This is a genomic window from Micromonospora sp. PTRAS2, from assembly GCF_054052245.1.
The window spans coordinates 390973-409848 of the sequence record NZ_JBSWBU010000005.1; the positions used below are offsets into that span (position 1 = coordinate 390973).

17 protein-coding genes are annotated in these 18876 nt (G+C 75.0%); 12 read left to right on the forward strand and 5 right to left on the reverse strand.

Annotated features, from left to right (window positions below; genetic code table 11):
• Positions 1–23 precede the first annotated feature (23 nt).
• Both ACVMYR_RS19605 and ACVMYR_RS19610 read left to right on the forward strand, forming a co-directional pair.
• Positions 24–830: a trans-aconitate 2-methyltransferase gene (locus ACVMYR_RS19605; protein ID WP_077937235.1), complete on the forward strand. Its 807-nt coding sequence runs from the start codon at positions 24–26 to the stop codon at positions 828–830.
• Positions 827–1852: an adenosine deaminase gene (locus ACVMYR_RS19610; RefSeq protein ID WP_091279936.1), complete on the forward strand. Its 1026-nt coding sequence runs from the start codon at positions 827–829 to the stop codon at positions 1850–1852. The genes ACVMYR_RS19605 and ACVMYR_RS19610 overlap by 4 nt, the downstream gene beginning before the upstream one ends.
• Positions 1853–2140: 288 nt before the next feature.
• On the opposite strand, the gene ACVMYR_RS19615 is transcribed toward ACVMYR_RS19610, so the two are convergent.
• Positions 2141–3544 (reverse strand): HAMP domain-containing sensor histidine kinase, encoded by a 1404-nt coding sequence (locus tag ACVMYR_RS19615; protein WP_431894229.1) that lies wholly within the window; start codon positions 3542–3544, stop codon positions 2141–2143.
• Between the two features lie 29 nt (positions 3545–3573).
• Positions 3574–4263, reverse strand: a complete 690-nt coding sequence (locus ACVMYR_RS19620) for a response regulator transcription factor (protein WP_043962905.1) — start codon at positions 4261–4263, stop codon at positions 3574–3576.
• Between the two features lie 73 nt (positions 4264–4336).
• Between ACVMYR_RS19620 and ACVMYR_RS19625 the strand changes: the two genes are divergently transcribed.
• Positions 4337–5254: an ADP-ribosylglycohydrolase family protein gene (locus tag ACVMYR_RS19625; protein WP_457122371.1), complete on the forward strand. Its 918-nt coding sequence runs from the start codon at positions 4337–4339 to the stop codon at positions 5252–5254.
• Positions 5255–5317: 63 nt separating this feature from the next.
• Here the strand turns inward: ACVMYR_RS19625 and ACVMYR_RS19630 are convergent, their stop codons facing one another.
• Positions 5318–6253, reverse strand: a complete 936-nt coding sequence (locus ACVMYR_RS19630) for a YcnI family protein (RefSeq protein ID WP_457122372.1) — start codon at positions 6251–6253, stop codon at positions 5318–5320.
• Between the two features lie 355 nt (positions 6254–6608).
• Between ACVMYR_RS19630 and thrS the strand changes: the two genes are divergently transcribed.
• Positions 6609–8612, forward strand: a complete 2004-nt coding sequence (thrS, locus tag ACVMYR_RS19635; protein ID WP_457122373.1) for a threonine--tRNA ligase — start codon at positions 6609–6611, stop codon at positions 8610–8612.
• 88 nt (positions 8613–8700) lie between these two features.
• Here the strand turns inward: thrS and ACVMYR_RS19640 are convergent, their stop codons facing one another.
• Positions 8701–9441 carry a D-Ala-D-Ala carboxypeptidase family metallohydrolase gene (locus tag ACVMYR_RS19640; protein WP_353898640.1) on the reverse strand — a complete coding sequence of 247 codons (741 nt, stop codon included), beginning with the start codon at positions 9439–9441 and terminating at the stop codon, positions 8701–8703.
• Between the two features lie 149 nt (positions 9442–9590).
• Between ACVMYR_RS19640 and ACVMYR_RS19645 the strand changes: the two genes are divergently transcribed.
• Positions 9591–10103 carry an HIT family protein gene (locus tag ACVMYR_RS19645; RefSeq protein ID WP_091279922.1) on the forward strand — a complete coding sequence of 171 codons (513 nt, stop codon included), beginning with the start codon at positions 9591–9593 and terminating at the stop codon, positions 10101–10103.
• A gap of 74 nt (positions 10104–10177) precedes the next feature.
• Positions 10178–11236 (forward strand): aldo/keto reductase, encoded by a 1059-nt coding sequence (locus ACVMYR_RS19650; protein WP_228986723.1) that lies wholly within the window; start codon positions 10178–10180, stop codon positions 11234–11236.
• A gap of 7 nt (positions 11237–11243) precedes the next feature.
• Here ACVMYR_RS19650 and ACVMYR_RS19655 read toward each other — a convergent pair whose 3' ends face one another.
• Complete coding sequence (locus tag ACVMYR_RS19655) at positions 11244–13367, reverse strand: elongation factor G-like protein EF-G2 (protein ID WP_431894223.1); 2124 nt, start codon at positions 13365–13367, stop codon at positions 11244–11246.
• A gap of 250 nt (positions 13368–13617) precedes the next feature.
• Here ACVMYR_RS19655 and pgsA point away from each other — a divergent pair, with 250 nt between their 5' ends.
• The 6 genes from pgsA (at position 13618) to pdxT (ending at position 18699) form a co-directional block, all read left to right on the forward strand.
• Entirely contained in the window at positions 13618–14250 is a 633-nt protein-coding gene (gene pgsA, locus ACVMYR_RS19660; protein WP_077937242.1) for a phosphatidylinositol phosphate synthase, read from the forward strand.
• The gene (locus tag ACVMYR_RS19665) at positions 14247–15197 is read left to right on the forward strand and encodes a phosphatidylinositol mannoside acyltransferase (RefSeq protein ID WP_077937243.1); all 951 of its coding nucleotides are present in this window, start codon (positions 14247–14249) and stop codon (positions 15195–15197) included. Before pgsA ends, ACVMYR_RS19665 begins: the two co-directional genes overlap by 4 nt.
• Positions 15198–15214: 17 nt before the next feature.
• The gene (locus ACVMYR_RS19670) at positions 15215–16375 is read left to right on the forward strand and encodes a glycosyltransferase family 4 protein (RefSeq protein WP_457122374.1); all 1161 of its coding nucleotides are present in this window, start codon (positions 15215–15217) and stop codon (positions 16373–16375) included.
• A gap of 97 nt (positions 16376–16472) precedes the next feature.
• Positions 16473–16964, forward strand: coding sequence for a hypothetical protein (locus ACVMYR_RS19675; protein ID WP_043962915.1), 492 nt, complete (start codon positions 16473–16475; stop codon positions 16962–16964).
• Between the two features lie 131 nt (positions 16965–17095).
• Positions 17096–18013 carry a pyridoxal 5'-phosphate synthase lyase subunit PdxS gene (gene pdxS, locus ACVMYR_RS19680; RefSeq protein ID WP_396788290.1) on the forward strand — a complete coding sequence of 306 codons (918 nt, stop codon included), beginning with the start codon at positions 17096–17098 and terminating at the stop codon, positions 18011–18013.
• 80 nt (positions 18014–18093) lie between these two features.
• Complete coding sequence (gene pdxT / locus ACVMYR_RS19685; protein WP_043962918.1) at positions 18094–18699, forward strand: pyridoxal 5'-phosphate synthase glutaminase subunit PdxT; 606 nt, start codon at positions 18094–18096, stop codon at positions 18697–18699.
• Positions 18700–18876 lie beyond the last annotated feature (177 nt).

Consider the following 18876-nt stretch of genomic DNA (forward strand, 5'->3'; position numbering starts at 1 on the left):
CGGACGTACGGTTTGGAGGCGCGATGTGGGATCCGGCGACGTACCTGCGCTACCGCGACGAGCGGGGCCGGCCCTTCCACGACCTGCTCGCGCGGGTCCCGGCCGAGCGGCCGAGGGCCGTGGTGGACCTCGGCTGCGGGCCCGGGACGCTGACCGCCGGCCTGGCGGCCCGCTGGCCGCACGCCCGCGTCGCCGGCCTCGACGCCTCGGCGGAGATGATCGACCGGGCCGTCGCGCTGGCCGCGCCGGTGGACTTCGCGGTCGGCGACGTGCGCGACTGGCGGCCCGCCCCCGACGTCGACGTGGTGGTCAGCAACGCGTTGCTGCAGTGGGTGCCCGGCCACCGGGAGCTGCTGACCCGGTGGGCCGCCGAGCTGCCCGCCGGGGCCTGGCTCGCCTTCGCCGTGCCGGGCAACTTCGCCGCCCCCTCGCACCGGGCGCTGCACGCGGTGGCCCGGGGCGGGCCGTGGGCCGCCGCGCTCGCCCCGGCGCTGCGCGAGGATCCGGTCGACGACGCGGTCGGCTACGCCACGCTGCTGACCCGGGCCGGCTGCGCGGTCGACGCCTGGGAGACTACGTACGTGCACCTGCTGCCGGCCCCCGCCGACGCCGACCACCCGGTGCTGACCTGGATGGAGGGCACCGCCCTGCGCCCCGTCCGGGCGGCCCTGGACGACGCCCGGTGGGCCGACTTCCGCGCCCAGCTCGCCGCCCGCCTCGCGGCGGCGTACCCGGTCCGGCAGGGGCGGGTGTGCTTCCCGTTCCGCCGCGTGTTCGTCGTCGCCCGCACCGGTGCCCGCCCGCCGCACCCTCCCGAGGAGAGCCCGTGACCGACCTGTCCGCCTTCATCGCCGGCCTGCCCAAGGTGGAGCTGCACGTGCACCACGTCGGCTCCGCGTCGCCGCGCATCGTGGCCGAGCTGGCCGCCCGCCACGAGGGGGCCAGCCCGGTGCCGGCGGACCCGGACGCCCTCGCCGACTACTTCGCCTTCCGCGACTTCGCCCACTTCATCGAGGTCTACCTCAGCGTGGTGGACCTGGTCCGCGACCCCGAGGACGTCTGGATCCTCACCCACGAGGTGGCCCGCGAGCTGGCCCGCCAGCAGGTCCGGTACGCCGAGCTGACCGTCACGCCCTACTCGCACGTGCGCCGGGGCATCCCCGCCCCGGCGTTCTGCGAGGCCATCGAGGACGCCCGCAAGCGGGCCGAGGCCGACTTCGGCATCGCCCTGCGCTGGTGCTTCGACATCCCCGGCGAGGCGGGGCTGCCGGCGGCCGAGGAGACCCTGCGGATCTGCCTCGACGAGCAGCCCGCCGGCCTGATCAGCTTCGGCCTGGGCGGCCCCGAGATCGGCGTCCCCCGGCCCCAGTTCACGCCGTACTTCGACCAGGCGCGGGCGGCCGGGCTGCGCTCGGTCCCGCACGCGGGCGAGACCACCGGCCCGCAGACCGTCTGGGACGCGCTGCGCGACCTCGGCGCGGAACGCATCGGCCACGGCATCTCCGCCGCCGACGATCCCGAGCTGCTGGCCCACCTGGCGCAGCACCGCATCGCCTTGGAGGTCTGCCCCACCTCCAACGTGCGCACCCGGGCCGTCGCCTCGCTCGACGTCCACCCGCTGCCCCGGCTGGTCGAGGCCGGTGTGCTGGTCACCATCAACTCCGACGACCCGCCGATGTTCGGCACCACCCTCAACGACGAGTACGCGGTGGCGGCCCGGCTGCTCGGCCTCGGCCCGCAGGGGCTGGCGGCGCTGGCCACCGACGCGGTGACCGCGTCGTTCCTGTCGCCGGGGGAGAAGGCGCGGCTGGCCGGCGAGATCGACGGCTACCTGGCCGCGTCGGCCGGCTGACCGGGGGCTTGTCGGCCCGCCGGAGCGCGGGTCGACGGGCGCCCGGATCCGGGCTGGCGCGCGGCGGGAGGAGGTTGTGGGGGGACCGCACTCCCGCCGCGCGCACGGCTCCACCGACCGGAGGAGATCCCGGAATGGCCGGTGGAACTGATGGGTTCGCCCCAGATCCTGCCACCGCGCGCCCGGTGTGCCGCCGTGGTTAATCCGGATCTAAGGAAGACTTGCGTCTGCGCACAACCGGCCGCGCCCCGGGCCGGCGGCCGACCAGCCGCGGCGCAGCCGGGGCGGTCAGCCGTCCGACGGGCGGCGGCGGGTCCAGCGGCGGCCCTCGGCCTTCGGCTCCCGCGCGTCGCGGGCCATCCGCCCGACCAGGCCGAACCGGTTGACCTGCCGCGGGACGGCCTCCGGGTCGGCCAGCAGCATCACCACGCTGGCCCCGCCGAGCCGGGCCCGGTCGATGCTCACCGACCCGTTGGCCTGCAACGCCACCCGCTTGGCGATGTCCAGGCCCAGGCCGGTGGAGCCCTGGTCGCTGGCGCCCCGGGCGAGCGCCCGGTCCGGGTTGGCGATGCCGGGGCCGGCGTCGTCGATGCGGATCGCGACATACCCGTCCCGGCGGGAGACCGCCACCTCGAACGCGGTGCCCTGCGGGGTGTAGCGGAACACGTTGCCGATCACCGCGTCGAGCGCGGCGGCCAGCTCGGCGCGCGGCACCGGCGCCGGGATGCGCAGCTGCGCGCCGCTGACCCGGTGCGGCCGGTTCTGGTCACCGGCGAGGGCCGACCAGAACACCATCCGGTCCCGGACGACCTCGCTGACGTCGCACATCGCCGGCCCGGCCTCGTGCGCGACCGCCTTACGGGTCGTGTTGATCAGCACGTCGATCTCGCCCTCCAGGGTGACGATCGCCTGCCGGATCCGCCGGATCGCGCGCCGGCGGTCCAGCTCCGCCTCGGTGAACGAGCCGACGCTGGTGTCGTCGGAGTCCAGCCCGTCGGCGTCGAGCCGCAGCACCGTCAGCGGGGTACGCAGCCGGTGCGACAGGTCGGCCACCAGTTCCCGCTCGTCGGTGCGGGCCGCCACCAGCCGGTCGGCCATCCGGTTGAACGCGTACCCGGCCTCGGCCAGCTCGCGCGGGCCGGTCGGCTCGACGCGTACCCCCAGGTCGCCGTCGCCGACGGCGAGGGCGGCCTGCACGAGCCCCCGGGTCGAGTCGACCGTGCGGGCCGCGACCCGGTCGACCACCAGCACGGCGGCGCCCACCAGCGCCAGCGCCACGGCCGCCAGCAGCAGCCACCGGCCCGTGGCGCCCTCGTCGAGGGTGGCGTCCGGGACGAACACCTCGACCACGGCCACCGAGTCGCCCAGCACCACCGGGTCGAGCCGCAGCACCCCGCCCGGCACGTCGGTGACCACGGAACGCCGGTCGGCGGCGGCCCGGGCCAGCGCGGCCCCGTCGGCCCGGCCGGCCGCGTCGTCACCGCCCAGCCCGTGCACCAGCGGCCGGGTCGCCGGGTCGTCGCCGCTGGCCTCGACGGCGCGTTGGACGACGGCCGGTTCGGTGCTGACCGCGAGGGCCCCGGTGACCAGCGCGCTGCGCCGGGCGGCGTCCGCGATGGCCTCCTCGCGGGTCCGCTCGCCCAGGCTGATGCCGAGGGGGATGAGGAACGCGAGCGCGACGAGGGTGCACATGCCGGCCGTGAGCCAGGCCAGCGCGCCCCTCAGTCCGGGGCCACCAACCGGAAGCCCACCCCCCGCACGGTGCGCAGGTAGCGCGGCTTCGCCGCGGACTCGCCCATTTTGCGACGCAGCCAATACAGATGAACGTCGATGGTCTGGTCCTCGCCGACCGACGGCTGCCGCCATACCTCCTCCAAGAGTTCCCGGCGGGACACTACCCGCCCGGGTCGGGCGGCGAGATACGCCAACAGGTCGAATTCCTTGCGGGTCAGTGCGAGGGGCACCCCGTCGAGCAGGGCGCTGCGCTCCCCGACGTCCACCCGCAGGCCGCCGACGGTGTGCACGGCCGGCTGCACCGTCCGGCTGGCCCGGCCCGCCCGGCGCAGCACGGTGGTGATGCGGGCGTCCAGGTGCGCGCCGGTGAACGGCTTGACCATGTAGTCGTCCGCGCCCGCCCGCAGCAGCCGCACCACCGACTGCTCGTCGTCGCGGGCGGTGGCGATGATGATCGGCACGTCGGTGATCCCGCGCAGCATCCGCAGGGCGTCCGAGCCGTCCAGGTCGGGCAGGCCCAGGTCCAGCACCACCAGGTCGGGGGTCTGGGCCGCGACCCGGCGCAGCGCGTCCAGCGCGGTGCCCACGGCGTGCACGGCGTGCCCACGGTCGGCGAGGGACCGCAGCATCGCGCCGCGTACGACGTGGTCGTCTTCGACCAGGAGCACCGTGGCCACGTCAGCACCGTACTCGCGATGGCAAGCGGGGCGCGTTGCGGCGCACCCGGCGACCGGGCAAGCTGGTACGGCCATGCCATTCACGCTTTTCGCGGACACCCGTGCGGCGCTCGCCCGGGACAGCCTGCACGGCCTCTCCGTCGGCGACGCCCTCGGCTCGCAGTTCTTCGTGCCGGGCCGGCGGCCCGGCGACCTCGCCGCCGGCCGGTTCCCGCCGCCGCCGTGGCAGTGGACCGACGACACCGAGATGGCCTGCTCCGTGGTGGCCGAGCTGACCGAGGTCGGTGAGATCGACCGGGACCGGCTGGCGCTGGCCTTCGCGCACCGCTGCGAGCCGTACCGCGGCTACGGGCCCGGCGCGGTGACCATCCTGCGCCTGATCCGCACCGGCACGCCGTGGCCCGTCGCCGCGGCCTCCGCGTTCGACGGGCAGGGCTCGTGCGGCAACGGCGCGGCGATGCGGGTCGGCCCGCTCGGTGCGTGGTTCGCCGACTCGACCCGGCAGGCGGCGGCCCAGGCCCGGGCCTCCGCCGAGGTCACCCACGCCCACCCGGAGGGCATCGCCGGCGCCGTCGCGGTCGCGGTGGCCGCCGCCCTGGCCACCCGGGCCCGCCTCGACGGGGACCGCCCGCCGCCGTCGCGGCTGCTCGCCGCGGTGGCCGCGGCCCTCGACCCCGGCGAGGTGCACCAGGGGGTACGCCGCGCGGCCGGCCTGCTCGGCCGCCCCCTCGCCGTCGCCGTGGACGCGCTCGGCAACGGCTCCCGGGTGACCGCGCAGGACACGGTGCCGCTCACGCTCTGGGCGGCGGCGACCCACCTCGACGACTACCCGGCCGCGATCCGGGCCTGCGTCGAGGCGGGCGGGGACGTCGACACCACGGCCGCCATCGTCGGGGCGGTCGTGGCCGCCCACACCGGCGTCGGCACGCCGGGCGGCGTACCCGCCGACTGGCTCGCCGCCCGCGAGCCCCTGCCCGACTGGGTCGCCTGACCGGCCGCGTCGCCTGACCGGCCGCGTCGCCTGACCGGCCGCGTCGCCGCTCGGCCCGCCGCTCTACCGGCCCGCCGGCTGCGGCTCCGGCGCCGCGACCGCCCCGGCCTCGTCGGCGGTCCCGGCGGCCCCGTTCGTGGTCTCGCCGGCGTGGACCGCGGTCGTGGTGCTCCCGCCCGTGGTCCCGGTCGTGTCGTCCGCGTCCCGCGGCGGGAGGTCGCCGTCGAGGATCCGGCGCAGCTCGTCGCCCTCGGGCGCGGTCACCCCCGGCGGGTCGGTCCGTCGCCGCCACCGGGTCGCCAGCCAACCGAGCGCGGCGCCCCCGCCGAGCCCCGCGACCAGCCCCGCCGCCAGCAGGGCATCGGTGAACCCACGGTCGCCTGCGGCGTCGCCGTCCGACAGGGCGACGGCCGGCGTGGGAGCCTCGCCGGCCGCCGTCGTGTCGGACGGGCCCCCGCCGTGCGCGCCGGTGGCCCCGTCCCCGCCGTGCCCGCTCGCCGCCGGCAGCAGGGTCAACACCGGTGCGGGCCGCGCACCGCCGGCCGGGTCCGCCCAGCGCACGACCGCGCCGTCGGAGTACGTCTGCACCACCTCGAACACCATCTTCTCGGCCTGGGGCAGCGGCCCCATCGAGACGGCGAGCCGGGCGGGGCCGGCGGGCGCGCCCTCGGCCCGGGTCCAGACCACCGAGGCGGTGACCGTGTCCATCGTCGTGCCGTGGATGCCGGGAATGGGCTCGGCCAGCTTCCGCGTGGTGATCCGGGGCGCCCAACCGGGCACCGACATCGGGTACGCCTCGCCCACGGGCGCCGCCGCCGGCAGCCGCAGCTCGACCCGCTCGGTCCGGGTGCCCGGGCGCTCCTCGGGCACGACGATCTCCAGCCGTACCGGGTCGCCCTGGCGGGCCTGCTCAGGGGTGCTCGTCACGTCCGCCGCCAGCGCCGTACCGGCCCAGCCCAGCGTCGCCGCGACGACGGCCAGGACGGCCGACGCCGACATCCGGAGCCCTCGCTTGTGCCTGCGGATCATCGCCACCCTCGCCCCTGCCCTTCGTCTTCCTCCGGCCGCTTCCGACACCGGCCCCACCCGGTAGTTCGGCTGGCGCGGCCGAAAGGTTCAATCCGGCACCCGCTCGTGCCGGCCCTCCCTCCCTCGCCCCCGCCCGCCGGCCCGCCCGCCGGCCCGCCCGCCGGCCCGCCCGTGGCCCGCCGCCGTGCGCCGCGTCGCCCGGCCCTCGGCGTTAATAAGGGGCCCTTCCACTACCGAATGCGATAAGAAGGGGCCCTTCCTTGCCCGCTAGCATCAGCGGGGGCGGCCGGCCGGCCGCTGTTTGTCGTCCTCTGGAGGAGTCACCGTGTCCGCACCCCGTACCCCCGTCGTGGCCGACCCCGTCGTCGTCGCCGCCGGGACGACGGCGGCCGACGCGGTGGCCGCGGCCGGGCTGCCGTCCACCGGCCCGAAGGCGGTCGTCGTGGTCCGCGACCCGCAGGGCAACCTGCGCGACCTGGACTGGGCGCCCGCCGAGGAGACCGTCGTCGAGCCGGTCGCCCTCGACACCCCGGACGGGCTCAACGTGCTGCGCCACTCGACCGCGCACGTGCTCGCCCAGGCGGTGCAGGACGTCTTCCCCGACGCGAAGCTCGGCATCGGCCCGCCGATCGAGAACGGCTTCTACTACGACTTCGCCGTCGACAAGCCGTTCCAGCCCGACGACCTGGCGAAGCTCGAGAAGCGGATGCAGGAGATCGTCAAGTCCGGGCAGCGGTTCCGGCGGCGGCGGTTCGCCAGCCTCGACGAGGCGAAGGCCGAGCTGGCCGCCGAGCCGTTCAAGCTGGAGCTGATCGACGTCAAGGGCGAGGGGCTGGACTCCTCCGAGGTGATGGAGGTGGGCGGCGGCGAGCTGACCATCTACGACAACCTCGCCGCCAAGGAGGACAAGGTCTGCTGGTCGGACCTGTGCCGGGGCCCGCACCTGCCGAACACCCGGCTGATCGGCGCGTTCAAGCTGATGCGGTCGGCCGCCGCGTACTGGCGGGGCAGCGAGAAGAACCCGCAGCTGCAGCGGGTGTACGGCACCGCCTGGCCGACCCGCGACGAGCTGAAGGCGTACCTGAAGCTCCTGGAGGAGGCCGCCCGCCGCGACCACCGCAAGCTCGGCGTCGACCTGGACCTGTTCAGCTTCCCCGACGAGCTGGGCTCCGGCCTGGCGGTCTTCCACCCCAAGGGCGGGATCATCCGCCGGGAGATGGAGAACTACTCGCGGATCAAGCACGAGCAGGCCGGCTACTCCTTCGTCAACACCCCGCACATCACCAAGGGGCACCTGTACGAGGTCTCCGGGCACCTCGACTGGTACGCCGACGGCATGTTCCCGCCCATGGAGGTCGAGGGCGCGAACTACTACCTCAAGCCGATGAACTGCCCGATGCACGACCTGATCTTCCGGTCCCGGGGTCGCTCCTACCGGGAGCTGCCGCTGCGGATGTTCGAGTTCGGCACGGTCTACCGGTACGAGAAGTCCGGTGTGGTGCACGGCCTGACCCGGGTGCGGGGCATGACCCAGGACGACGCGCACATCTTCTGCACCGAGGAGCAGATGGCCGGGGAGCTGAAGTCCCTGCTCGCCTTCGTGCTCGAACTGCTGCGCGACTACGGCCTGGACGACTTCTACCTGGAGTTGTCGACCCGTAACCCGGAGAAGTCGGTCGGCACCGACGAGAACTGGGAGCGGGCGACCGAGGCGCTGCGCTCGGCGGCGCAGGAGTCCGGCCTCAACCTGGTGCCCGACCCGGGCGGCGCGGCCTTCTACGGACCGAAGATCTCCGTGCAGGCCAAGGACGCCATCGGCCGGACCTGGCAGATGTCCACCATCCAGGTCGACTTCAACCTGCCGGAGCGCTTCGGCCTGGAGTACCAGGCGGCCGACGGCAGCCGGCAGCGGCCCGTGATGATCCACCGCGCGCTGTTCGGGTCGATCGAGCGGTTCTTCGGGGTGCTCACCGAGCACTACGCGGGGGCGTTCCCGGCCTGGCTGGCCCCGGTGCAGGTGGTGGGCATCCCGATCCGCGAGGACCACACCGACTACCTGCACGGGTTCGTGGCGGCGCTGCGCGCCGAGGGCATCCGGGCCCAGGTGGACGCGGGCGACGACCGGATGCAGAAGAAGATCCGCAACGCCCAGCAGCAGAAGATCCCGTTCATGGTGATCGCGGGGGACGACGACGTGGCCGCCGGCACGGTGTCGTTCCGCTACCGGGACGGCTCGCAGCGCAACGGCGTGCCGGTCGACGAGGCGGTGGCCCACGTGCTCGACGTGGTCAACTCCCGCACCAACGCCGGCCCGTCGGCCCAGGGCTAAGGAAGGGCCCCCTCTTAACGCATTCGGTAGAGAAGGGTTCCCCTCTCACGGCAGCCGTGAGAAGGGAACCCTTCCTGCCCGGTGACCGTCAGATGCCGCAGCTCGGGGCCGACCAGCCGCCCGCCGCTCCGACGTGGACGTGGTCGTTGTGGTCGGGGTAGCCGGGGCCGAGGATCTGCGCGAAGCCGTGGTTGCGGGCCTGCTGGGCCAGCCGGCACAGCGAGTGCGGGCCGGAGCCCATGTCGACGCCGTCGCCGTAGAGGTGCCGGCTGTTGGACGCGCCGCCGACCGCGCTGTTGCAGGCGTAGCTGCGGAAGCCGCTGGTGATCCGGATCGACTGGTCGCCGAGGGCGTGCCGCAGGGCCTGGAGCTTCCACATCGACACGAGGGCGTTGAACCGCGCGGTGCTCGCCGACACCGCCCCGCCGGACCAGTCGCTGTTGCAGTTGTTCAGCTCGGCGTAGCTGAAGTTGGCCGGCGTGCAGTCGTCGTCCTGGAGCGCGTACAGCATGTTGAAGGTCTGCGGGCCGGCGGAGCCGTCGGCGGACAGGCCGTACGCCTGCTGGAAGCGGATCAGCGCCGAGCGGGTGGCCGGGCCGAACGAGCCGTCGAGGCTGAGGACCGCGCCGTAGCCGGGGTAGCCGGCGAGGCGGATCTGGAGCTGCCGGACGTCCTCGCCGGTGGCGCCGGAGGTCAGCGCCCGGCCCCACGTGTAGCACCCGTCGGCGTGCGCGGCGCCGGTCGTCACGGTCAGCCCCACCAGGGTGGTGGCGGCGGCGAGAGCGCAGGCGGCCAGGGCCCTGCCGAGCCGTCGGAGTGCGGTCTTCACGTGATCTCCCATCGACGATTGTCGAGCTTTCTCCTGACTGGAAGCTTCATTGATCAACGTCTCTTCGTCAAGATTCTTCACCCCCTATCCGCCGCCGGGACCGTAGGATCGACGGCGTGACAGGGGAGGAACGGCACACGGGCAACGGCATGACCGACGGGCTGGAACGGCTCTGGACTCCGCACCGGATGACGTACGTCTCCGGTTCCGACCGCCCGGAGGGCGGCTACGACAAGCCCGGCGGCTGTCCGTTCTGCCTGGCCCCCGGCCTGCCGGCCGAGGAGAGCCTGGTGGTGGCCCGGGGCGAGCGGGTCTTCGCGGTGCTCAACCTCTACCCCTACAACCCGGGGCACCTGCTGATCTGCCCCTACCGGCACGTGCCCGACTACACCGACCTCGACCTCGCCGAGACCGCCGAGCTGGCGGCCTTCACCCAGACCGCGATGCGGGTGGTGCGGCGGGTCAGCAACGCCCACGGGTTCAACCTGGGGATGAACCAGGGCGGCGTCGCCGGGGCCGGCATCGCCGAGCACCTGCACCAGCACGTGGTGCCCCGGTGGGGCGGCGACGCCAACTTCATGCCGGTGATCGGGCGGACGAAGGTGCTGCCCCAGCTGCTCACCGACACCCGCGACCTGTTCCGCCACGCCTGGCCGAGCTGACCCTGCGTGGCCGGGTCGTCTCGTTCCGGTGAAACGGCCGCCCGCGGCGGCGCTCCGAGTGGCACGATCTGGCGGTGGCAGTGACGACACGGACATTGGGTCGCAGCGGCATCGAGGTCAGCGCCCTCGGCATGGGCTGCTGGGCCATCGGCGGCCCCTGGGCCGAGGGCACCCAGCCGCTGGGCTGGGGCGCGGTCGACGACGCCGAGTCGATCCGCGCGGTCCGCCGGGCGCTCGATCTCGGCGTGACCCTCTTCGACACCGCCGACACGTACGGCGCCGGGCACGGCGAGCAGGTCCTCGGCCGGGCCCTCGCCGGCCGCCGAGACGAGGCCGTGATCGCCACCAAGTGGGGCTACACGTTCGACCCCCCGACCCGCCAGGCCACCGGGCAGGACGCCTCGCCGGCGCACCTGCGCCGGGCCGTGGTCGACTCGCTGCGTCGCCTCGGCACCGACCGCATCGACCTCTACCAGCTGCACCTGGGCGACCTGCCGGTGCCGCGCGCGCAGGCGCTCTTCGCGGCCTGCGACGACCTCGTCGCCGAGGGGCTGATCCGGGCGTACGGGTGGAGCACCGACCGGGTGGACCGGGCCGACGCCCTCGGCCAGGGCGCCCGCCCCGGCACCGCCGTGCAGCACGACCTGTCCGTGCTGCGTGACACCCCCGACATGCTCGCCGTGTGCGACAAGTACGACCTGGCCAGCATCAACCGCGCCCCGCTGGGCATGGGCCTGCTCACCGGCAAGTACGCCGCCGGCTCCACCCTGCCCCGCGACGACGTGCGGGGGGCGACGGCGACCTGGCTGGAGTGGTTCCGCAGCGGCCGGCCGGCCCCGGAGTGGCTGCGCCGGGTCGGCGCGGTCCGGGCGGCGCTGACCGCCGACGGCCGCACCCTCGCCCAGGGGGCGCTGGGCTGGCTCTGGGCCCGCAGCGACCGCGCGATCCCGATCCCCGGCTGCCGCACGGTCGCCCAGGTGGAGGAGAACGCCGCCGCCATGGCCCTCGGCCCGCTGGCCCCGGACCACTTCGCCGAGGTGGAACGCCAACTGGCGGCGCTGCGGTCGGCGGCCCTGCGCTCCGCCGACCGCCCCTACTGGCCCATGCCGCCGACCCCGCCCACCCGTCCCTGACCGCGGGTCAGTGGGTGGGGGCGGGCTCGTAGCGGGCGAACCGGCGGCGGAAGGTGCCCGTCCCGGAGGTGAGCGAGCGCAGCTCGACGGCGTAGCGCAGCAGCTCGACGGCCGGCACCTCGGCGCGCACCAGCGTCTGCCCCTCGGCGTCCGGGTCGGGCTCGGTGCCGAGCACCCGGCCGCGCCGGCCGGCCAGGTCGCCCAGCACCGCGCCGACGGCGTGCCCCGGCACCCGCACGACCACCTCGTCGATCGGCTCCAGCAGGACGGGCTGGCCCTTCTCGGCGGCGTCGCGCAGCGCGAGCGCCCCGGCGGTCTGGAACGCCGCGTCGGAGGAGTCGACGCTGTGCGCCTTGCCGTCGACCAGGGTCACCCGCAGGTCCACCACCGGGTGCCCGGCGACCAGGCCCCGCTCCAGCTGCGCCCGGACGCCCTTCTCCACCGACGGGACGTACTGGTGCGGCACCGCGCCGCCGACGACCCGGTCGACGAACTCGAACCCCGTGCCCCGGGGCAGCGGCTCGACCTCGATGTCGCAGACGGCGTACTGGCCGTGGCCGCCGGACTGCTTGACGTGCCGGCCGTGCCCCTTCGCGGGCGCGGCGAGGGTCTCCCGCAGCGGCACCCGCACCGGCTCGGTGTCCAGCTCGACGCCGCCGCCGCGCAGCCGGTCGAGCACCACGTCGGCGTGCGCCTCGCCCATGCACCACAGCACGAGCTGGTGGGTCTCCGGGTTACGTTCCAGCCGCAGGGTCGGGTCGCCTGCGACGAGCCGGGCCAGGTTGCGGGCCAGCGCGTCCTCGTCGGCGCGGCTGCGCGCGACGACGGCCACCGGCAGCAGCGGCTCGGGCATCTCCCAGGGGGCGACCAGCAGCGGGTCGTCCTTGGCGGAGATGGTGTCGCCGGTCTCCGCGCTGCCCGACTTGGTGACCGCGCAGATGTCGCCGGCCACGCACGCGCCCACCTCGCGCAGGCTCGCGCCCAGCGGGGTGTAGATGTGCCCGACCCGCTCGTCGGCGTCGTGGTCGGGGTGCCCCCGCTCGGCCATGCCGTGGCCGGCGACGTGCACGGTCAGCTCGGGGCGCAGCGTGCCGGAGAAGACCCGGACCAGCGACACCCGCCCGACGTGCCGGTCCACGGTCGTGCGGACCACCTCGGCGACGAGCGGCCCGGACGGGTCGCAGGTCAGCGGCGGCCGGGGCGAGCCGTCGACCCCGGTGACGGCGGGCAGCTCGTGCTCCAACGGTGAGGGGAACGCCGACACCAGGCCGTCGAGCAGCACGTCCAGCCCGACCCCGGTGGCCGCGCAGACCGGCAGCACCGGGTGGAAGTGCCCCCGGGCGACGGCCTTCTCCAGGTCGGCGATCAGCACGGCGGTGTCGATCTCCTCGCCGGCGAGGTAGCGGTCCATGAGGGACTCGTCCTCGCTCTCGGCGATGATGCCCTCGATCAGCTCGTTGCGGGACTCGGCGATCGCCGGCAGGTGCTCCGGGTCCGGCTCGCGCACCTGCGCCGGCAGGCCGGCGGTGTAGTCGAAGACCCGGCGGGTGACGAGGCCGAGCAGCCCCGCGACCGACTCGCCGTCGTCGCCGAGCATGGTCAGGTGCAGCGGGAGCACGTTGTCGCCGAAGACCCGCTGGCACAGCGCCACGGCCTCGTCGAAGTCGGCGCGCGGGTGGTCCAGCCGGGTCACCGCGACCGCCCGGGGCATGCCGACGGCGGCGCACTCCTCCCACAGCGCGGCGGTGGTGGCGTCCATCCCGTCGACGGCGGAGACCACGAACAGGGCGGCGTCCGCGGCCCGCAGGCCGGCGCGCAGCTCGCCGACGAAGTCGGCGTAGCCGGGGGTGTCCAGCAGGTTGATCTTGACGCCCTGGTGCACCAGCGGGGCGCAGGCCAGGCTCACCGAGCGCTGCTGGCGCACCGCCGCCGGGTCGTGGTCGCAGACCGTGGTGCCGTCGGCGACCGAGCCGGCCCGGCCGATCGTGCCGGTGGCGGCGAGCAGCGCCTCGACCAGGGTCGTCTTGCCCGCCCCGGAGTGCCCGACGAGCACCACGTTGCGTACCCCGCCGGGCTCGGTGACCGTCGGCGCGCCGCCGGCGGCCCCCTTGTCCTGACTCTTCTGCGCCATGGGGCGCACCTCCCTTGGCCGGTGGTGGGTGACGACCGCCGCGCGCGACGGGAAGCGGCCCGATGCTGCTGCCGCGGCGACATCCTCCGGTGATCGGCTGCACGACTGATACGGGACGGTCCGGCGGGTGAGCTAACTCACCCACACACCCGATCTCACACCTCTTGCGGAGCCGGCACAAGACTTCCCCGGGCGGGTCGGCGACCGGGGCGTACCGCCGCGGGGTGCCGGCCGTTATCGTGGGACCGCCATGGCGAAGATCTTCCAAGTGTCGGCCCGCGCGGGGATGACCCGCGTCGTCGAGCCGATCGCGCGCCGCCTGCTCCGCGCAGGCGTGACCCCGAACGCCGTCACCGTGACCGGCACCCTCGGGGTGCTCGTCGGCGCGCTCGGCCTCGGCGCCCGCGGCCACCTCGTCGCCGGCGCGCTGGTCGTGACGTTCTTCGCGCTCACCGACCTGCTCGACGGCACGATGGCCCGGATGAGCGGCGGCTCGACGCGGTTCGGCGCATTCCTCGACTCGAGCATGGACCGGGTCGCCGACAGCGCCGTCTTCGGCGCGGTCGCCTACTGGCTGGCCACCCAGGGCGACCACGCCGGCGTCGCCGCCGCGCTGCTCTGCCTGGCCGCCGGGGGCCTCGTCTCCTACGTCAAGGCCCGCGCCGAGGGGCTCGGGATGACCTGCAACGTCGGCATCGCCGAGCGCACCGAGCGGCTGCTCATCGTCGGCGTCGGCGGCCTGCTCACCGGCGTCGGCGTCCCGTACGCCCTCCAGGTCGCGCTCTGGCTGCTGGCCGCCGTCTCGATCTTCACCGTGGGCCAGCGGATGGCCCACGTCTACCGGCAGGCCCAGGCGAACACGCCGAGCGGGTCCCGGGGGTGAACCTCACCGAGCTGGGCTACGTCGCCGGCTGGCGCCTGGCCCGCGCGCTGCCCCGGCCCGTCGTGGCCGCGGCCTTCCGGGCGGGCGCCGACCGCGCCCACCGCGCCGGCGGCGGGGGTACGGCCCGACTGCGCGCCAACCTGCGCCGGGTCGTCGGCCCCGAGCTGCCCGAGGCGGAACTGGACGACCTGGTCCGCCGGGGCCTGCGCTCCTACGCCCGCTACTGGATGGAGGCGTTCCGGCTGCCGTCGCTGAGCCGCGAGCAGATCCTCACCGGGTTCCGCCTCGCCCCCGATGGCGTCGACCGGCTCGCCGCCGACGTCGCCGCCGGCCGGGGCGCGGTGGTGGCGCTGCCGCACGCCGGCAACTGGGACGCCGCCGGCGCCTGGGTGGCCGCCACCGGCTGGCCGATCACCACGGTCGCCGAGCGGCTCAAGCCCGAGGCCGTCTACCAGCGCTTCCTCGCCTTCCGCCGGGGCCTGGGCATGGAGATCCTGCCCACCCACGGCGGGGACCGCCCCGCCTTCGACGTGCTGGTCGACCGGCTGCGCAGCGGCGCGGTGGTGCCGCTGCTGGCCGACCGGGACCTCTCGGCCCGGGGGATCGAGGTCGACTTCTTCGGCGCGCGGACCCGGATGCCCGCCGGCCCGGCGCTGCTGGCCATCCGCACCGGCGCGCCGCTCTACGTCGCCTCGATGTGGTACGAAACGGACGCCGCGTGCGCCTCGATCGCCGGCCCGCTGCCCCTGCCCGACGCCGACAGCGGGCCGCTGGACCAGCGGGTCCGGGTGCTGACCCAGCACATTGCCGACGGTCTGTCGGCGGGCATCGCCCGGCATCCGGAAGACTGGCACATGTTGCAGCGGATGTGGCTGGACCAGCGCGGCACCGGCGACGACGGGTCCCGGCCCGCCGCCGGCCCGCCGGCCGCCACCGGGACGGCCTGAGGCGAAGGGGCGCGGGAATGCGGATCGGCATCGTGTGCCCATACTCCTTCGACGTGCCCGGCGGGGTGCAGAACCACGTGATGGACCTGGCGGAGGCGCTGCTCGGGCTCGGGCACGAGGTGAGCGTCCTCGCCCCCGCCGACGAGGACTCCCCGCTGCCGCCGTACGTGGTGCCGGCGGGCCGGGCCGTGCCGCTGCCGTACAACGGGTCGGTGGCCCGGATCGCGTTCGGCCCGGTCTCCTCCGCCCGCGTCCGGCGCTGGATCGCCCGGGGCGAGTTCGACGTGCTGCACGTGCACGAGCCGCTGACCCTCAGCCTGTCGATGCTGGCCGTGCTGTCGGCCAAGGGGCCGGTGGTGGCCACCTTCCACACCGCGATGACCCGGTCCCGGGTGCTCGCCGCCGCCCAGGGCGTGCTCCAGATCGTGCTGGAGCGGATCACCGCCCGCATCGCGGTCAGCGCGCTGGCCCGCAAGGTTCAGGTCGAGCACATGGACGGCGGCGCGGTGGAGATCCCCAACGGCGTCACCGTCGCCAAGTTCAGCCACGCGGCACCGCTGCCCGGCTGGCCCGGGGAGTGCGGGCCCGGCGAGGGCGGCACGCTGGGCTTCCTCGGTCGGTTCACCGAGGCCCGCAAGGGCTTCCCGATCCTGCGCGACGCGTTCGTCGAGCTGGCCGGCACGCGGCCCGGGCTGCGGCTGCTGGTCGCCGGGCCGGGCGACCCGGACGACCTGTTCGACCGGTTTCCCGCCCCGCTGCGCGACCGGGTCACGTTCCTCGGCCTGGTCTCCGAGGCCGACAAGGCGCGGATGCTGCGCAGCGTCCACCTCTACGTGGCCCCGAACACCGGCGGCGAGTCGTTCGGCATGATCCTCACCGAGGCCCTGGCCGCCGGCACGACCGTGGTGGCCAGCGACCTCGACGCGTTCCGCCGGGTGCTCGACGGCGGCCGGGCCGGGCAGCTCTTCCCCACCGGCGACGCCGCGGCGCTGCGGGCGGCCCTCGCGGAGCTGCTCGACGATCCGGCGCGGCGGGCCGACCTGACCGCCTGCGGCGACCAGGTGGTGGCGCACTTCGACTGGCCCGTGGTCGCCCGCCGGGTCCTGGAGGTCTACGCGGCGGCGATCGAGGCGACCGACGGGCGGGTCATCGACCAGGAGTGGGCGGGGCTGGGCTGAGTGGTGTGACCGGGGTGGCTTCCGTGACGGGAGTGACCGCCGGCCGCGTCGGCCGCACCCCGGACGAGGCGAACGGAGCAGCACTACGATGCCGGGCATGTGGTGGGTGGTGGGCGCGAGCCTGGTCGTCGGGCTCGTCGCGGCGTACCTGATCTGGACCGCCGGCCGGGTCGAGCGGCTGCGCGTCCGCGCGGAGTCCGCCGCCCGGGCCCTCGACGCGCACCTGCTGCGCCGCGCCGCGGCGGCGGCCGTGCTGGCCGAGCGGCGCTACGGCGTGGAGCTGTACGCGGCGGCCCGGATCGCCCTCGACGCCGAGCCGCAGGAGCGGGAGGCCGCCGAGAACGACCTCACCCGGCAGTTGCGGGCGGTGCGGCTGGACCCGACCGAACCGGACTGCGAGGCGGTGATCGCCGCGAGCCGCCGGCTCGCGCTGGCCCGCCAGGTGCACACCGACCTGGTCCGCGACGCCCGGTCCGCCCGGGGCCGACCCCTGGTGCGGCTGTTGCGGATGGGGCGACGGCACCCCTGGCCGCGCTACTTCGACATCGACGACCCGACCCTGGAGCTCCCCGCCGACGTGCCCGCCTGAGCCGCGCCGGCCGGGTGACGACGGCCACAGGGCAGGCCACCGTGGGTCTGATTGGCTGTCGGAGCGGCGTTACGCCCGTCGTAGCATTCAGCTAGCCGCCACCCCCCGAGCACGCCGAGGAGCGATGACCCGTGCCCGAAACCACCTCCCCGAACGCCAGCGCCACCCCCGTCGTCGGGACCGCCCGCGTCAAGCGCGGCATGGCCGAGATGCTCAAGGGCGGCGTGATCATGGACGTGGTCACCCCCGAGCAGGCCAAGATCGCTGAGGACGCCGGCGCCGTCGCGGTGATGGCCCTGGAGCGGGTCCCCGCCGACATCCGCGCCCAGGGCGGGGTGTCCCGGATGAGCGACCCCGACATGATCGACGGCATCATCGACGCCGTGTCGATCCCGGTCATGGCGAAGGCCCGCATCGGCCACTTCGTCGAGGCCCAGGTCCTGCAGGCCCTCGGCGTGGACTACGTCGACGAGTCCGAGGTGCTGACCCCCGCCGACTACGCCAACCACATCGACAAGTGGGCGTTCACCGTCCCCTTCGTGTGCGGGGCGACCAACCTGGGCGAGGCGCTGCGCCGGATCACCGAGGGCGCGGCCATGATCCGCTCCAAGGGCGAGGCCGGCACCGGCGACGTCTCCAACGCCACCATGCACATGCGCAAGATCCGCCAGGAGATCGCCCGGCTGCGCTCCCTGCCGGCCGACGAGCTGTTCGTCGCGGCCAAGGAGCTCCAGGCGCCGTACGAGCTGGTCCGGGAGATCGCCGAGACCGGCAAGCTCCCGGTGGTGCTGTTCACCGCCGGCGGCATCGCCACCCCGGCCGACGCGGCGATGATGATGCAGCTCGGTGCGGAGGGCGTCTTCGTCGGCTCCGGCATCTTCAAGTCCGGCAACCCGGCGCAGCGCGCCGCCGCGATCGTGAAGGCCACCACCTTCCACGACGACCCGGACGTGCTGGCCAAGGTCTCCCGGGGCCTCGGCGAGGCGATGGTCGGCATCAACGTCGACGAGATCCCGCAGCCGCACCGCCTGGCCGAACGCGGCTGGTGACGCGCAAGGAGGGGCCCCTGTTAACGCATTCCGCATAGGAAGGGCCCCTTCCTAACAACCAGCCGAGGAGAGGAGCGAACGTGACGGCAGCACCCGCCATCGGTGTGCTCGCGCTCCAGGGCGACGTCCGGGAACACGTGGCGGCCCTGACCGGCGCGGGCGCGCACGCCCGCCCCGTACGTCGGCCGCAGGAGCTGGACGCGGTCGACGGCCTGGTCATCCCGGGCGGCGAGTCCACCACGATCAGCAAACTCGCCGACATCTTCGACATGCGTGAGCCCATCGACAAGCGGATCGCCGCCGGCATGCCGGTCTACGGCTCCTGCGCCGGCATGATCATGTTGGCCACCGAGGTGCTGGACGGCCGCCCCGACCAGCGGGGCTTCGCCGGCATCGAGATGACCGTCCGGCGCAACGCGTTCGGCCGGCAGGTCGACTCGTTCGAGGCCCCGGTGACGATCGCCGGGGTCGAGGGGGAGCCGTTCCACGCGGTGTTCATCCGGGCGCCCTGGGTCGAGCGGGTCGGCGCCGGCGTCGACGTGCTCGGCGAGGTGACCGAGGGGCCGGCCGCCGGTCGGATCGTCGCGGTCCGGCAGGGCAACCTGCTGGCCACCTCCTTCCACCCCGAGTTGACCGGCGACCTGCGGCTGCACCGCTACTTCGTGGACCTGGTGCGCGCCGCCTGAGCCGTGGCCGAGGGGCCCGCCCGGACGACCGGGCGGGCCCCTCGGCACGTGCGCCGTCGGGCGTGCCGGTGCCGGGTGTGACACCGGCGCACCCCACCTCGGTAGGATTGCCGCGGTTCGGCAGGGCTCCGCGCCCGCCGCGGCCATCCACGCAGAGCCGACCGGCCCGTCGTACGC